The 15547-nt window shown below is 47.3% G+C and carries 24 protein-coding genes; 23 read left to right on the top strand and 1 reads right to left on the bottom strand.

Annotated elements, in window-relative coordinates; all coding sequences use genetic code 11:
• The first annotated feature begins 97 nt into the window (after positions 1-97).
• The 23 genes from rplP to carA all read left to right on the top strand — a co-directional run bounded on the left by rplP (position 98) and on the right by carA (position 12979).
• Positions 98-529 carry a 50S ribosomal protein L16 gene (gene rplP, locus ACYVGO_RS03415; RefSeq protein WP_142770426.1) on the top strand — a complete coding sequence of 144 codons (432 nt, stop codon included), beginning with the start codon at positions 98-100 and terminating at the stop codon, positions 527-529.
• 20 nt (positions 530-549) lie between these two features.
• A complete protein-coding gene (rpmC, locus tag ACYVGO_RS03410) occupies positions 550-744 on the top strand; it encodes a 50S ribosomal protein L29 (RefSeq protein ID WP_111346592.1) in 195 nt (64 codons plus the stop codon).
• 12 nt (positions 745-756) lie between these two features.
• A complete protein-coding gene (gene rpsQ / locus ACYVGO_RS03405) occupies positions 757-1122 on the top strand; it encodes a 30S ribosomal protein S17 (RefSeq protein ID WP_142770425.1) in 366 nt (121 codons plus the stop codon).
• 3 nt (positions 1123-1125) lie between these two features.
• Positions 1126-1494 (top strand): 50S ribosomal protein L14, encoded by a 369-nt coding sequence (gene rplN / locus ACYVGO_RS03400; protein ID WP_018618706.1) that lies wholly within the window; start codon positions 1126-1128, stop codon positions 1492-1494.
• Positions 1495-1497: 3 nt separating this feature from the next.
• Positions 1498-1854, top strand: a complete 357-nt coding sequence (rplX, locus tag ACYVGO_RS03395; RefSeq protein WP_111346588.1) for a 50S ribosomal protein L24 — start codon at positions 1498-1500, stop codon at positions 1852-1854.
• Positions 1855-1874: 20 nt separating this feature from the next.
• A complete protein-coding gene (gene rplE / locus ACYVGO_RS03390; protein WP_142770424.1) occupies positions 1875-2429 on the top strand; it encodes a 50S ribosomal protein L5 in 555 nt (184 codons plus the stop codon).
• A 23-nt stretch (positions 2430-2452) separates the two neighbouring features.
• On the top strand, positions 2453-2722 hold the full coding sequence (gene rpsN, locus ACYVGO_RS03385; RefSeq protein ID WP_106137346.1) for a 30S ribosomal protein S14: 270 nt from the start codon (positions 2453-2455) through the stop codon (positions 2720-2722).
• A 90-nt stretch (positions 2723-2812) separates the two neighbouring features.
• Entirely contained in the window at positions 2813-3211 is a 399-nt protein-coding gene (rpsH, locus tag ACYVGO_RS03380; RefSeq protein ID WP_142770423.1) for a 30S ribosomal protein S8, read from the top strand.
• 13 nt (positions 3212-3224) lie between these two features.
• Positions 3225-3782, top strand: a complete 558-nt coding sequence (rplF, locus tag ACYVGO_RS03375) for a 50S ribosomal protein L6 (protein ID WP_142770422.1) — start codon at positions 3225-3227, stop codon at positions 3780-3782.
• 108 nt (positions 3783-3890) lie between these two features.
• On the top strand, positions 3891-4244 hold the full coding sequence (rplR, locus tag ACYVGO_RS03370; protein ID WP_182459889.1) for a 50S ribosomal protein L18: 354 nt from the start codon (positions 3891-3893) through the stop codon (positions 4242-4244).
• A gap of 3 nt (positions 4245-4247) precedes the next feature.
• Positions 4248-4766, top strand: a complete 519-nt coding sequence (gene rpsE, locus ACYVGO_RS03365; protein WP_111346582.1) for a 30S ribosomal protein S5 — start codon at positions 4248-4250, stop codon at positions 4764-4766.
• A gap of 19 nt (positions 4767-4785) precedes the next feature.
• A complete protein-coding gene (gene rpmD / locus ACYVGO_RS03360) occupies positions 4786-4965 on the top strand; it encodes a 50S ribosomal protein L30 (RefSeq protein ID WP_046577840.1) in 180 nt (59 codons plus the stop codon).
• Between the two features lie 94 nt (positions 4966-5059).
• The gene (gene rplO, locus ACYVGO_RS03355) at positions 5060-5536 is read left to right on the top strand and encodes a 50S ribosomal protein L15 (RefSeq protein WP_460967538.1); all 477 of its coding nucleotides are present in this window, start codon (positions 5060-5062) and stop codon (positions 5534-5536) included.
• A gap of 32 nt (positions 5537-5568) precedes the next feature.
• Entirely contained in the window at positions 5569-6888 is a 1320-nt protein-coding gene (secY, locus tag ACYVGO_RS03350) for a preprotein translocase subunit SecY (protein WP_142770419.1), read from the top strand.
• Between the two features lie 32 nt (positions 6889-6920).
• Positions 6921-7733, top strand: a complete 813-nt coding sequence (gene map / locus ACYVGO_RS03345) for a type I methionyl aminopeptidase (protein ID WP_142770418.1) — start codon at positions 6921-6923, stop codon at positions 7731-7733.
• A gap of 6 nt (positions 7734-7739) precedes the next feature.
• Positions 7740-7958, top strand: a complete 219-nt coding sequence (infA, locus tag ACYVGO_RS03340; RefSeq protein WP_009284801.1) for a translation initiation factor IF-1 — start codon at positions 7740-7742, stop codon at positions 7956-7958.
• A gap of 84 nt (positions 7959-8042) precedes the next feature.
• Positions 8043-8159, top strand: coding sequence for a type B 50S ribosomal protein L36 (gene ykgO / locus ACYVGO_RS03335; RefSeq protein ID WP_018618719.1), 117 nt, complete (start codon positions 8043-8045; stop codon positions 8157-8159).
• A gap of 2 nt (positions 8160-8161) precedes the next feature.
• Complete coding sequence (rpsM, locus tag ACYVGO_RS03330; RefSeq protein ID WP_111346576.1) at positions 8162-8539, top strand: 30S ribosomal protein S13; 378 nt, start codon at positions 8162-8164, stop codon at positions 8537-8539.
• A 99-nt stretch (positions 8540-8638) separates the two neighbouring features.
• Positions 8639-9034, top strand: a complete 396-nt coding sequence (gene rpsK / locus ACYVGO_RS03325) for a 30S ribosomal protein S11 (RefSeq protein ID WP_111350591.1) — start codon at positions 8639-8641, stop codon at positions 9032-9034.
• Between the two features lie 78 nt (positions 9035-9112).
• Positions 9113-9718: a 30S ribosomal protein S4 gene (gene rpsD / locus ACYVGO_RS03320; protein ID WP_142770417.1), complete on the top strand. Its 606-nt coding sequence runs from the start codon at positions 9113-9115 to the stop codon at positions 9716-9718.
• A gap of 189 nt (positions 9719-9907) precedes the next feature.
• Positions 9908-10897 (top strand): DNA-directed RNA polymerase subunit alpha, encoded by a 990-nt coding sequence (locus tag ACYVGO_RS03315; RefSeq protein ID WP_046577854.1) that lies wholly within the window; start codon positions 9908-9910, stop codon positions 10895-10897.
• A gap of 99 nt (positions 10898-10996) precedes the next feature.
• Complete coding sequence (gene rplQ / locus ACYVGO_RS03310) at positions 10997-11788, top strand: 50S ribosomal protein L17 (RefSeq protein ID WP_460967535.1); 792 nt, start codon at positions 10997-10999, stop codon at positions 11786-11788.
• Positions 11789-11875: 87 nt separating this feature from the next.
• Positions 11876-12979 (top strand): glutamine-hydrolyzing carbamoyl-phosphate synthase small subunit, encoded by a 1104-nt coding sequence (carA, locus tag ACYVGO_RS03305; RefSeq protein ID WP_460967533.1) that lies wholly within the window; start codon positions 11876-11878, stop codon positions 12977-12979.
• A gap of 77 nt (positions 12980-13056) precedes the next feature.
• On the opposite strand, the gene ACYVGO_RS03300 is transcribed toward carA, so the two are convergent.
• Positions 13057-15547: DEAD/DEAH box helicase (locus tag ACYVGO_RS03300; RefSeq protein WP_460967532.1), on the bottom strand; the 2491-nt coding region annotated here is incomplete at its 5' end.

Here is a 15547-nt window from a genome sequence, read left to right as displayed (position 1 = left end):
TAGTTTGACGTTTGAGGTTTGAAGTTCGGTGTTCAACAAGATTTCCTGACATTAACTACAAACGTCAAACTGCAAACGGCAAACTGATTAAAGAGCTATGTTACAGCCAAAAAGAACTAAATTCCGTAAACAGCATAAAGGAAGGATTCCAGGTATCGCATCGCGCGGTCATGAGATTTCTTTCGGTACGTTCGCGATTAAATCATTGGAGCCGGGTCGGATCACTGCCCGCCAGATTGAAGCCGCTCGTATTTCCGTAACCCGGGCCATGAAACGTGAAGGCCAGGTTTGGATTCGTATTTTCCCAGACAAGCCGATCACTAAAAAGCCGGCTGAAGTACGGATGGGTAAAGGTAAAGGTGCTCCCGAATATTGGGTAGCCGTAGTGAAACCCGGCACGATTATGTTCGAAACAACAGGTGTTGATTTAGCAACGGGTATGGAAGCCCTTCGCTTAGCGGCTCAGAAGTTGCCCGTTCGGACGAAGTTTGTAGTCCGGCGCGATTATCAGGAGCAAGGCGCAGAGTAGATCCCTAAGCGACGAACAAGATGAAAAAAGAAGATTTGAAAGGATTGTCGGCGGATGCCTTGCGTACTGAAATCGGTGCGGAACAGGATCGCCTGCTGAAACTGAAGTTTGCACATGCCGTATCTCCAATTGAGAACCCCATGCGCATCCGCGAGAGCCGCAAACGGATTGCTCGCCTGCATACAGAACTGACAGTTAAATCGCGGCAAGCCTAATAAGACACGACGATGGAAGAGCAACAAGCACCAGCACCGCAGGAGGAAGTATCAACCCCAGCGGCAGCAGCAACAGAACAGCCGAAAGCAGCCGCTCCAGCAACGAGCGAAGCGAAATCGGCATCGGAGCGTAACGCACGTAAAGAGCGTATCGGGCGGGTGACCAGCAATAAAATGCAGAAAACCATTACAGTTGCGATTGATCGCAAAGTGAAACACCCGATGTATGGCAAGTTCATGAACAAGACCAAAAAATTGACGGTTCATGACGAGAAAAATGAGTGTGGTATCGGCGACACAGTTCGTGTTATGGAAACCCGCCCATTGAGCAAAAATAAACGTTGGCGGTTAGTCGAAATCATCGAAAAAGCGAAGTAAGCCATGGTACAGCAAGAATCAAGATTAGGAGTAGCCGATAACAGTGGCGCAAAAGAAGTGCTGGTTATCCGAGTCCTGGGCGGTACGGGCAAACGGTATGCATCGGTCGGTGACAAGATTGTCGTGACAGTGAAGCAAGCCCTGTCGTCCAGCAGTATGAAAAAAGGTACGGTTTCGAAAGCCGTGGTTGTTCGGACAAAAAAGGAAGTACGCCGGAAAGATGGTTCGTACATCCGTTTCGAAGACAACGCAGCTGTGTTGCTCAACAACAACGATGAGCCGCGTGGCACTCGGATTTTCGGTCCTGTAGCCCGCGAATTGCGCGAGAAGCAGTTTATGAAAATCGTATCGTTAGCCCCAGAGGTATTGTAAGCAATGGAGAAGAAAATAACGCTACCGACACACAAATTCCACATCAAGACGGGCGATACGGTCGTTGTGATTGGTGGAAACTCGAAAGGGCAGCGCGGAGTAGTGAAAGAAGTAATTGTAGAGAAAGATCGTGCCCGTGTTGAGGGTGTGGCTATGATTACCAAGCACTTGAAGCCAACGGCTTCTAACCCGCAGGGAAGCCTGGAAAAAACGGAAGGATCAATCCACATCAGTAACCTGAAATTAGTTGATCCCGCCACCGGCGAACCTACCCGCACGGGTCGTAAGTTGAACGACAAGGGCAAGCTGCAACGCTTCTCTAAGAAGACGGGCAACTTCATCCCAGATGTTCGTAAATAACCTTAAGCAGGTCTAAGAAAATGGCAACGCCAAGACTGAAAGAAAAATATTTAAATGAGGTCGTACCTCAATTGAAAGACAAGTTCCAGTATAAGTCGATCATGCAAGTGCCGCGTCTGAGCAAAATTGTCATCAATAAAGGTATCGGAGCCGCTGTCGCCGACAAGAAGTTGGTTGATGTAGGCGTCGAAGAACTAACGACCATCACGGGTCAGAAAGCCGTTGCGACTATGTCGAAAAAGGCTGTATCTAACTTCAAACTGCGGGAGAAAATGCCCATCGGTGCGAAAGTGACACTACGTGGTGAGAAAATGTATGAATTTATGGATCGCCTGACAACGGTTTCGTTGCCCCGCGTTCGTGACTTCAAAGGCATTAGCGACAAAGGGTTCGACGGTCGTGGTAACTACACGTTCGGCGTGCAGGAGCAGATTATCTTCCCAGAGATCAGCATCGACAAAGTAGCCCGTATTTCGGGGATGGATATCACGTTTGTGACATCTGCCAACACGGATACTGAAAGCTACGAGCTGCTGAAAGCAATGGGCATGCCGTTTGCTAAGAGTGGTAAATAATAACCGACACAAAGGCTAAAACAATGGCAAAAGAATCAATCAAAGCACGGGAACGGAAACGCGAAGCGTTAGTTGCCAAATATGCTACGAAACGGGCCGCTCTGAAAGCTGCCGGTGATTACATAGGTCTGGATAAGCTCCCTAAAAACGCATCGCCCGTTCGGCTGCACAATCGTTGCAAACTAACCGGTCGTCCACGGGGCTATATGCGCAAATTTGGTATTTCGCGGGTAACCTTCCGGGAAATGGCATCGGCGGGTAAAATTCCAGGTGTAACAAAAGCAAGCTGGTAATTCCAGATTCCATTTCTCTTTGTAATTCAGTTTCCGTAATTTTGCGAACTTTCTCAAAAACAGAGGTTTGCAAGTAACGCAACGCTAAGAATGAATACAGATCCAATAGCAGACTTTCTAACCCGCGTTAGAAATGCCATCCGGGCTAAGCACCGGGTTGTGGAAATACCTGCTTCCAACATAAAAAAAGAAATTACCAAAGTTTTGTACGACAAAGGGTTCATCCAGAACTATAAGTTCGACGATAGCACTCCTCAGGGCATCATCAAAATAGCCCTGAAGTACAATCCAACAACGAAGCAAAATGCGATCGTTGACCTGCAACGGATCAGCCGGCCAGGCTTACGTCAGTATCGGGGAGCCGATAACCTGCCACGTATTTTAAATGGCCTGGGTGTTGCTATCATCTCGACCTCTAAGGGTGTGATGACCGATAAAGAAGCCAAGACGCTGAACGTTGGTGGAGAGGTATTGTGTTACGTATATTAATCCGAACTGAACGATGTCACGCATAGGTAAGAAACCCATCGCCCTACCCAGCAATGTAACGTTGTCTGTCGACGACCAAAACGTCGTAACGGTAAAAGGGCCTAAAGGCACCCTGTACCAAACGGTTGACCCGGACATTTCGGTGGCAATCGAAGACGGTCATATCCAAGTATCCCGTCCAACGGAGCAGAAACGCCATAAAGCACTGCACGGTCTGTATCGTTCGCTGGTTAGCAACATGGTACAAGGCGTAAGTGAAGGCTTTAAACTTAACCTCGAAGTTATTGGAGTAGGTTACAAAGCATCGGTCGCCAATAATGTTCTTGAATTGCAACTTGGCTACTCACACAATGTGTACCTAGCAGTTCCAGAAGAAATTAAGGTAACGGCTGTTACAGAAAAAGGTCAGAACCCGAAAGTATATCTGGAAGGTTCAGACAAACAACTTCTAGGTGATGTAGCGGCTAAAATCCGTTCGCTCCGCAAAGTTGAGCCTTACAAAGGCAAAGGTATCCGCTTTATTGGTGAGCAAGTTCGCCGGAAAGCTGGTAAATCTTCGTCTAAAAAATAAGGTTTGCCGTTTGAAGTTTGATGTTCGACGTTTTTTAACAGGTAACATTAAACTTCAGACTCCAAACTTCAAACTTTTAAAACGCCTATTTGGTCGGAATCAAATAACATGGCAACTACAAAACAAGAAAGAAGGCAGCGGATTAAGTTTGGTATCCGGGCGAAGGTTTCCGGCACAGCCGAGCGTCCCCGTCTATCAGTTTTCCGCTCTAACACGGGTATTTACGCACAACTTATCGACGACGTAACGGGCCACACGCTGGCAGCGGCATCGTCTGTTGAGTTGAAAAGCGAAATCGAAGGTAACACCCTCGAAACAGCGAAGAAAGTAGGTCAGCGATTGGCTGAAAAAGCAGTTGCTCAGAACATCAGCGCAGCGGTGTTTGATCGCAATGGCTACTTATATCACGGTAAAGTAAAAGCACTGGCCGACGCAGCCCGCGAGGGTGGCCTTAAGTTCTAAGCAATGAACATCAATTCAGCAAGACCGACAAAATTTAACGAAGCCGACCTGAAAGAAAAGGTTGTAGCCATCAACCGCGTAGCGAAGGTGGTAAAAGGTGGTCGCCGATTCAGTTTCTCGGCGATTGTCGTCGTCGGCGATGGTAACGGTGTCGTTGGTTACGGATTGGGCAAAGCCAATGAAGTAACGGACGCGATTGCCAAAGGAGTAGAAGACGCTAAGAAAAACCTGGTACAGGTTCCACTTCTGAAGCGTACGATTCCTCATGAAATGGAAGGTAAATTCAGCGGTGGCTTTGTCCTGCTGAAGCCAGCTTCTCCGGGTACTGGCGTAATCGCCGGTGGTGCTATGCGGGCCGTTCTTGAATCGGCTGGTATCCATGACATCCTGGCGAAATCGAAAGGATCATCGAACCCACACAACGTGGTAAAAGCTACGCTTGATGCCCTGCTAAAAATGCGGTTACCCCATCAGGTTGCTTTCCAACGTCAGGTAAGTTTGGCAAAAGTATTTAACGGTTAATTTAAAAGGAGCAACAGACATGGCACGAGTACGCATTACGCAGGTCAGCAGCACCATTAAACGACCGCTATCTCAAAAGAACGCTATCAAGTCGTTAGGCTTGGGCAAAATCAACCGCAGCGTCGAACTGGAATACAACGACGCGCTGAAGGGTGCAATCAATAAGGTGCAGCACCTGGTGAAAGTTGAAGAAATTTAAGTATCTTTGCGATTCTTTTGGTTTTCAGGCCGCTGTAACCGGGTGTTAGAGCCGTGTCGAAGAGCCAAAAGAATCATTTTTTACTACTATAGCAATGAATTTAAGCAACCTTAGACCGGCAAAAGGTTCCGTCAGAGAGCGCAAGCGAGTCGGACGCGGGCAGGGATCAGGCATGGGCGGAACGTCCACGCGTGGCCACAAAGGAGCGCAATCGCGTTCAGGTTACAGTCGAAAAGTACACTTTGAAGGTGGTCAGATGCCTCTTCAACGTCGTGTACCGAAGTTTGGCTTTAAAAATATTAACCGCGTCGAGTACAAACCCCTCAATCTGGATGCCATTCAGGCACTGGTTGATGAAACCAAGGCAACAATTGTTGACATGGATTTCCTGCTACAGCATGGTCTGGTAAGCAAGAAAGATCTTGTGAAGGTTTTAAGCCGTGGTGAATTGACTACCGCTATTGAAATTCACGCCCACGCTTTTTCGGCCAGCGCGAAAGACGCGATTGAAAAAGCAGGCGGTAAGGCAATTGTGCCTACAAGAGAAGCGAAAGAAGAAGCAGCTAAATAAGTTGTGAGCACGGCAACGACCGAACTACTTTTATGAACCGACTCATCACCACGTTTAAGAATATTTTTGCAATTGACGAGTTGCGGAGTCGAATCCTCAACACGCTGTTGTTCATTACGGCGTTTCGTCTCGGTTCAGCTATTGTGCTACCAGGCGTTGACCCGCAAAAACTGAACCTTAATCCTCAGGGATTGCTCGGTTTATTGGACACCTTTTTAGGTGGTGCGTTCAGTAAGGCTTCGATTTTTGCATTGGGCATCATGCCGTACATCTCGGCATCGATTGCGATTCAGTTGCTTACGCTGGCGCTTCCTTACTTCCAGAAAATGCAGAAGGAAGGGGAATCAGGTCGTAAGCGGTTGAACCAAATCACACGCGTACTAACGATTGGTGTAACGGCTGTTCAGGCTATCACCTACGTTCGGACTACGATCCCACAGGAAGCACTGCTAATTGATCGGGGTTTGTTCACGATTTCATCGTTATTCGTTCTAACAGCAGGTACGATTTTCTGCATGTGGCTGGGCGAACGGATTACAGATAAAGGAATTGGTAACGGGATTTCCATGATTATCATGATTGGAATTGTATCACGGCTTCCAGGTGCCATTATCGGTGAACAACAATCGCGTGGATCGGGTGGTATTCTGATTTTCGTTCTGGAGATTGTTGCGCTGTACTTTGTTGTTATGGGTGCTGTTGTACTGACTCAGGCCGTTCGTCGGATTCCGATTCAGTATGCCAAGCAGGTTATTGGCAATAAGGTTGTAGGTGGGCAAAGACAGTACCTGCCCCTAAAGTTGAATGCAGCAGGCGTAATGCCTATCATTTTCGCTCAGGCGTTAATGTTCATTCCAACGTACGTAGCAGGGCTATTCGCTGAGAAAAGTGATTTTGCAGCAGGTGTGCAGAATGCGTTCCAGAGTTATACAACCTGGCAGTATAATGTTCTCTTTGCATTACTGATTATCATCTTTACGTTCTTCTACACGGCTATTTCCGTTAACCCGGTACAGATTGCCGATGACATGAAACGTAGCGGTGGCTTTATTCCAGGTGTAAAACCAGGTCTTCAGACATCTGAATACATTGGTACAGTGCTTGACCGGATCACATTGCCTGGTGCTATAATGCTGGCAATTGTCGCTATTTTACCAGCTATTGCTAATCTATTAGGAATGACGAGTGGATTCGCGCAATTCTTTGGTGGTACATCGCTGCTAATCATGGTTGGTGTGGTATTGGATACGCTTCAGCAAGTAGAAAGTTATCTGCTCATGCGTCGGTATGAAGGTCTGATGAAATCAGGCCGGGTACAGGGACGGACGAACAGTGAGACTGTAGCTGCTTAATTGAAATGGCTGGTTCTGACAAAAAGGATAAAATGATTTTTTATAGAAGCGATGACGAAATTGCTTTGATAAAAATCAGTGCTCAGGTTCTCGGGAAAGCCCACGCCGAAGTGGCAAAGCTTATCCGGCCTGGTGTTACCACAAAGGAACTGGACACCGTTGCAGAAACGTTTATAAAGGATAATGGTGGCATTCCATCATTCTTAGGTTATAACAAGTTTCCAGCTTCACTCTGTATCTCTGTCAATGATGTAGTGGTTCATGGATTTCCAAGCCGCTACGAACTCCGCGATGGTGATATTATCTCGATTGACTGCGGTGTAAAATTGAATGGCTATCATAGCGATAGCGCCTACACATATCCTGTTGGCGAAGTTAGTCCAGCCGTTCGTCGGCTGCTGGTTCGTACAAAAGAGTCGCTTTATCTTGGATTAGGACAAGCGGTAGAAGGAAATCGAGTTGGTGATATAGGTTATGCTATTCAGACTTACACCGAGAAGTTCGGTTATTCGGTAGTTCGGGAGTTAGTTGGTCATGGCGTTGGTCAGAACCTGCACGAAGCCCCTGAAGTGCCGAATTACGGAAAACGAGGTCAAGGCCCTAAGTTACGGGAAGGTATGATTCTGGCGATTGAGCCAATGATCAACTTTGGTAAGAAGGGTGTAGTACAGGAACGTGATGGTTGGACGATTCGGACAGTTGACCGTAAGCCATCGGCTCACTTTGAACACACAGTGGCCGTACGAAAAGGGAAACCTGAGATTCTAACCACCTTTGAATACATAGAAGCAGTCACCGCGAATACTAGCCTGATGGTCGATACACAGGAACTGATGGCGGCTTAAAGCAACATGGCAAAGCAGAATTCAATAGAACAAGACGGTGTGATTTTGGAGGCATTATCGAATGCAATGTTTCGAGTCGAATTGGCCAACAAGCATGAGGTAATTGCTCACATCTCTGGCAAAATGCGGATGAACTACATCAAGATTTTGCCTGGAGATCGCGTAAAATTGGAAATGTCGCCTTATGATTTGAGTAAGGCAAGGATTGTGTACCGGTATAAATAATCGTTTGAAGTTTGTGGTTCGTAGTTTGAGGTTTACCCTCTAATAACTACAAACTTCAAACTACGAACTACAAACTTTTCAATTATGAAAGTTAAAGCGTCCATCAAAAAGCGCAGTGAAGATTGCAAAGTGATCCGGCGGAAAGGGAAGCTGTACGTGATCAACAAAAAGAATCCCCGTTACAAACAAAGACAAGGCTAAGCATGGCACGTATTGCAGGTGTTGATATTCCAGACAAGAAGCGTGGCGAAATCGCGCTGACTTACATCTACGGCATTGGTCGTAGCCGGGCTAAGAAAATCCTGACCGACGCTGGTATCAGCGTTGATAAGAAAGCCAACGAGTGGTCGGACGAAGAAGCGAGTGCAGTTCGTAACGCGATTTCGAACGAGTACAAAGTAGAAGGTCAGTTACGTTCGGAAGTTCAGTTGAGCATCAAGCGATTGATGGACATCGGCTGCTACCGGGGCTTGCGTCACCGGAAAGGGTTACCAGTTCGTGGCCAGCACACGAAAAACAACTCGCGTACCCGGAAAGGGAAGCGGAAGACTGTTGCTAACAAGAAGAAAGTAACGAAATAATTAATCGGTCGCTCATCGTCATACGGAGCATTTGAGGTCATCCTTTGTTGAATGGCAAGTAATGATTACCGGTGACACATTGACGATTACCTACAAACAATGGCTCAAGCAAAACGCAAAGACAAAGCGAAAAAGCGGGTGGTAGTTGTTGAACCCGTTGGCCAGGTACACATCCGGGCTACGTTTAACAACATCATCATTTCGATTACCAACATGAACGGCCAGGTTATCTCCTGGGCATCGGCCGGTAAAATGGGCTTCCGTGGCTCAAAGAAAAATACCCCCTATGCAGCACAGACTGCCGCTCAAAACTGTGCGACCGTTGCCCACGATCTGGGTATGCGTAAAGCAGAAGTTTTCGTGAAAGGTCCAGGATCAGGTCGCGAGTCGGCTATCCGTACCATTCAGAACTCAGGTATCGAAGTAACAACGATTCGTGATATTACCCCGCTGCCGCACAATGGGTGTCGGCCGCCAAAACGTCGTCGCGTATAATTACGGATGGCATGAATAGGGACAGGCGACATTTGGTTGTGTCTGTCCAATGTTTCACAATTATTCATTCATTGTAGAATGGCACGTTACATTGGGCCAAAAGCCAAAATTTCGCGCAAGTTCGGTGAACCCGTTATGGGTCCGAGCAAAGCGCTTCAAAAGAAGAATTACGGACCGGGTATGCACGGTCGCGGTCGCAAACGGAAACAATCCGAATATGCGCTTCAACTTCTGGAAAAACAGAAAGTAAAATATACCTATGGTATCCTGGAACGTCAGTTCCGTGCGCTGTTCCACCGAGCACAGGTTCGCGAAGGTATCACGGGTGAAAACCTGCTCAAATTATGCGAAGCCCGCTTAGATAACACCGTTTATCGTCTGGGTATCGCTACTTCACGCCGGGCTGCCCGCCAGTTGGTATCGCACAAACACATTATTGTTGATGGCGAAGTGGTTAACATTCCTTCTTACTCGCTGAAACCAGGTCAACTGATCGGTGTTCGTGAGAAGTCGAAATCACTGGAAGCTGTTTCAGCAAGTGTTGCTGCGCGCAATACAAAGCGGTATAACTGGGTTGAATGGGATGCTCAGCAACTAACGGGTAAGTTTATTAGCTACCCTGAGCGTGATCAAATTCCTGAAAACTTCAACGAGCAGGCCATCGTCGAATTGTATTCGAAGTAAGCTTACTGGCAGAACTCATAGCCTGGGTTCTGCTGGATTTATATAAAAAGTTTACAGTTAATCAGTTTTCGGTTTTCAGTTGATTGATCCGATACGTAGTCGATTGACCTGAGAACTTAAAACAGAAAACTGAAAACTCCTTTTGAGTCTTCACGCCAAGGCAGAGAACTGCTGTAAAATACGAAACGTATGTCAATATTAGCGTTCCAAATGCCCGACAAAGTCGTAGTGGAGAAAGCTGACGACTTTCACGGGGTGTTTGAATTCAAACCCCTTGAAAAAGGATACGGTGTAACAATCGGTAATGCGCTCCGTCGCATCTTACTGTCATCGCTGGAAGGATACGCCATCACAAGCGTAAAATTTCCTGGTGTGTTGCACGAGTTTTCTTCTATCGAGGGCGTTGTTGAAGACGTGACAGAGATCATTCTGAACCTGAAAATGGTTCGTTTCAAGAAGATCAATGACATGGTCGACAACAAGATCACCGTCAACATAAAGAAACAATCGGTTCTTAAAGCCGGTGATATATCTAAATTCTCGCCATCGTTCGAGGTGTTGAACCCCGAACTGGAAATCTGTCATATCGACGATACGCGGGATTTGGAAATGGAAATTTTCGTGGAAAAAGGTCGTGGCTATGTTCCGGCTGATGAACCACGGGCAAACGAACTTCCGTTTGGTCATATCCCGATCGATGCTATTTACACGCCAATTAAAAACGTGAAATATAGCGTTGAAAACACGCGGGTTGAGCAGAAAACGGACTATGAGCGGCTACTGTTAGATATCGAAACGGATGGATCTATCCACCCAGAAGAAGCTCTGAAAGGTGCAGCTTATATCCTGATTCAGCACTTTATGCTGTTCTCAGACCAAACAATGACGTTTGAAACGGCCAAACCAGAAGAGGAAAATGTAGTAGACGAAGAAGTACTGCATATGCGGAAACTTCTGAAAACGTCACTGGCTGACCTTGATCTGTCGGTACGTGCCTACAACTGTCTTAAGTCGGCTGATGTACGGACGTTGGGAGACCTCGTTCGCTTAGAGATTTCGGACATGATGAAGTTTCGCAACTTCGGTAAGAAGTCTCTGACGGAGCTTGAGCAATTAGTTGCTGAGAAAAACCTGACGTTCGGTATGGACGTCGCTAAGTACAGATTAGACGAAGATTAAGCCGGTTTACGGTATTTGGTTTACGGTGGCGCAAAGCAGTCGATACTCGCGTCAGCCGACCGTAAACTGTAAACCGAAAACCGTAAACCTCACAAAATAATGAGACACGGTAAAAAACATAATCACCTAAGCCGGACGCACTCGCACCGCGAAGCGATGTTGCAGAACATGGCCTCGTCGCTCATCCTGCACAAGCGCATTGAGACGACGGTAGCGAAGGCAAAAGAACTCCGCAAATTCGTGGAGCCTATTCTGACCCGGGCTAAAGATGACACCTACCAGAATCGTCGCGTCGTATTCCAGTCATTGAATGACAAGGAAACGATGAAAGAATTGTTTGGCACGGTGGCTGACAAAATCGCCAGCCGTCCAGGCGGTTACACACGTATCATCAAATTGGGCAATCGCCTGGGTGATAACGCAGAAACCTGCCTAATTGAATTGGTTGACTTCAACGAAACCCTGTTAGCTGCTGCTGCTGAAAAAGCAACGGCAACGACCAAAACTCGTCGTAGCCGTCGGGGAAGTGGATCACGTGCTGCTGAAACGACTGAAGCCCCTGCTGCAACAGCCGTTGAAACAGAAGCAACACCTGCTGCCGCTGTTGAAGAAACTCCAGCTGCTGCTACCAGTGGTGATGACCTAACTAAAATTGAGGGTGTCGGTCCAAAAATCGCTGAGTTGCTCAACAACGCTGGTATTACTACCTTTGCACAGTTGGCCGATGCACAAGACGAAACTGTACAACAGGTTTTAGTCGATGCAGGCCCTCGGTTCAATGTACACGATGCAACAACCTGGAACGAACAGGCAGCCCTGGCCCGTGATGGCAAATGGGATGAACTGACCGAGTTACAGGATCGTTTAAAAGGTGGTAAAGAAGAAGCATAGCGGAGTGACTTACAAACACATCATATAGAAATGGGTTAACCGCAACGGTTAGCCCTTTTTTTTAGTCTTTAAAGCCAAAACGCATAGATGAAACATACGCAGCAACCTGAAGCACTGTTGGTTTTACAGGATGGAACCGTATACCGGGGGCTGGCTCTCGGCAAGATCGGAACCGCCGGCGGTGAAATCTGTTTTAACACCGGAATGACCGGCTACCAGGAAATTTATACTGATCCCTCCTATTATGGACAGGTAATTATTAACACAACGTCGCACATTGGAAATTACGGTGTGCTGAATAACGCGGAACAAGAGTCAGGTGGTGTTAAAATTCGGGCAATGGTCTGCAATTTTTTCTCCAATATTCACTCTCGTTACACGGCTGACGGCTCATTGCAGGATTATTTCGAAAAGGCTGGTATTGTTGGGATTCATGGAGTAGATACGCGGCAATTGGTACGTTATATCCGCTCAAAAGGTGTGATGAACTGCATCATCTCATCCGAAATTCTTGATCCAGCCGTGCTATTGGCTGAACTTCAGAAAGTACCAGACATGGCCGGACTTGAGCTGTCGTCGGAAGTTTGTACACAAGAAGCTTATGAGCAGGGTGATCCTGAATCAAAACTCCGGGTAGCCGTACTGGATCTGGGAGTCAAGAAAAGTATCCTGAGCAACTTTAATCAGCGGGGGGTATTCTGTAAGGTATTCCCTGCGAAAACGCCTTATACTGAACTAGCGGCCTGGAAACCCAACGGCTACTTCATCGCCAATGGCCCCGGCGATCCGGCAGCTATGCCCTACGCTGTTGAAACGGTTAAGCAGGCATTAGCTACCGAAACACCCTTATTTGGTATTTGCTTAGGCCACCAGATTCTCTCGTTAGCCAGTGGTATTTCAACCTATAAAATGCATAACGGCCACCGTGGGTTGAACCATCCGGTAAAAAATCTGATTACCGGCCATTGTGAAGTCACTTCGCAAAACCACGGCTTTGCGGTAAAGGCAGATGAAGTAATGGACACGGCAAACGTTGAATTGACGCACATCAACCTCAACGATAAAACTATCGAAGGGATTCGTCGGAAAGATAAGCCTGCGTTTTCGGTACAATACCACCCGGAATCGTCACCCGGACCGCACGATTCGCATTATCTGTTTGATCAGTTTATCGGCATGATGAACGAATAAATGCAAAAGCCTGAGGAAACTCAGGCTTTTGCATTTGTGGCGCGAGTTTCCACCCACGTTACTTAACATCACCTGCGTTACTGACTCCGCCAAAACTCCCGACTCCAAACCCGTTGAAAGGGCCATTTACGAGCCAGTAGCGCAATGGGTAAATACGCATGTGCTTGCTTGGATGTCTGCTGGAAATACGCATCATCGTCTGTTAGCACGAGCGATTCGTAGGCTTCCCCAGACTTAACAGTCAGATCGGCGAAGGGGAGTTCAGGTTGCCAATTCGGGTGCTTATCGGCTAGTTTATCTTTCAATAGAGCACTGGAAGGCACTAGTTGTTGAGTTTTCGGTATGGGTTGAAAACGTTCCTGAGCTACATTCAGCGCATACTCAAGATAGGCTTTCAGCAGTTTTGGACCATCATTGGCCGTGTCAGCAATAGTTAATTGTTCAGGCCATAGACTGGTGACCACATATACACGCGCGCGCGCGCGTGTAACAGCTACATTAAGCCGATTCTCTCCTCCACGTGCATTCAGGCTACCAAACTGCATCGACAAACGCCCACGCTCATCGGGTGCGTAGCCAATGGAGAAAATAACGATATCCCGCTCATCGCCCTGCACATTTTCAATGTTTTTTACGAATAAGTCTGGCGGTAGTTTAAACGTATTTTCTCCTGCGACTGATTCTTCCAACCTGCTTTCCAGCATATCCTGAATCAACTGCTGTTGTGGAAAGTTAAATGTCACGATACCGACTGAACGACCGGGCAACTCAGTCACCAATTGATCAACAAGTTGCAAAACGGCTTCTGCCTCTGTTGGATTTGTATTCTGTTGCCAAGTTCCTTTTACGTTTAAATAACGGATAGCGGGTTCCTGTCGGTTAATCTCATCGAAATGGGGCAACAGCGACAGTCTATTTTGATAAAAATGCTCATTCGAAAAGGTAATAAGATCCAGTGAATGACTACGGTAGTGTTCTGTCAGTGAAACTTGCGGCAATTGCTGGGCAGCCAATTCGAGTAACGACTCAACTTCCAGCGCTACGGGTATTTCTTCATCCAATTCAGATTCATCCAAGCGTGTGCGGTACAGGTCGCTGGGGCGAAGCTGTTGATTGTCGCCCGTCACCACCACCTGCTTACCGCGCATTACAGCCGGAACACCATTCTCAGCAAAACACTGTGAAGCCTCATCAAATATAACCAGGTCGAATAAGCCCTCTGTTAGGGGAAACATGGCTGAAACAGATTCAGGAGAAGCCAACCAGCAGGGTACTAACTTGAACACTTCATCGGCAAACGACTCCATCAGTTTCCGAACTGGCCACACGTTCCGTTTTTTGGTTGTCTGATGCAATAAATCACGATAGGTGACCACATTATTCAGGCGGTTAAGCGTCAAATTTCGATAGGTTTGTTCGCGGAGTTTGACGAGAAGAATGTCCCGGCTTAGCGTTTGTTTGCGAAGGACACTTTCCTGAAGCGATTGCTCCCACTGGCTCATTTTAAGCGACGATACACTCCGAAGTTCCGGGTATATTCGTTCAAGGTGGTCAAGCCAGGCCTGCGCCAAGCTCGTTTGGAAGATCTCGACCCACTGGGTTGCTTCCTGGTTTCTCAGGCGATCAATAACCGTTTGCTCACTCTCCGAAAAACCCTCCTGTAACCGGTCGGCTTCGACCAGCAGATCAAAATCACTACGGAGAATCTGCCGTAGAGTTATAGCAAACGGGTTGTCTTCCCAAATTCTATTGAGCTGATTAGTGGTTAGGTAGGGTTGTCCAGCCGTTCGTTCTTGCTCTACAGCGATAGCCAAACTCAGTAGCGCCTTCACGTCACCTATAAATTGCTCCCGAGTTTGCCAGGAGGGCTCTGCTAACTTATGTAATGGCACAATAGCCTGAACGCGTTCGGTTATATGCCGCGCCCGACGTAAGAGCCGCATACTGTCTGGCATTTCGGGAAGCGACAATTCAGCTAATAGCGTAGTTGCTTCATAGCGGGTAGCTTCCAGCCGGATACGTTTATCAATTTTTGTGGCGAGTATCTGTAAATCTACTTCTGATACTGTCAGCGAATTTGCAGAAGCTACCGCTTGTAGTTGTGTTTTTCCAGCATTAGTTAATTGCCACCAGTTCCAGCTAACCCATGAGGAGCGAGCCGTAAGTGCGTTCTCCAGTAAGGATCGAAACGATCTTAACTCAGCTGTAGGTAATGAAATCTCCGGACCGGGCGACTCCAAAGACTCCTCCCAGGCGCGGGCAATTTGCTCAAACTTCGCTTCGTCAGTCGCAAGTGCAAGGTGATTGGTTGAGTTTCGTAACTGATTGACCACGCCCCAAAGCTCAGCAGCGTCTGGCGAATCCAGCAAATTCAGCAAAGCCGTTAGTTCCCAATCATGAGCTTGCCAATCGGCCAATTCAGCTACTGAAAATGCCTGGCCTACCAACTGCGCTGTTTGCAGGTTAGTATGCTCGCGCAGTTGAGCCCAACGGGCAATAATTTGATCCACTTTGCCTAAATCTGCGTTTGTGAATGAAGCAAAGCTAACCCGTTCTGTCCAGGCATGT

The organism is Spirosoma migulaei (assembly GCF_054776855.1).
This window is presented reverse-complemented; position numbering and strand designations above follow the sequence as displayed.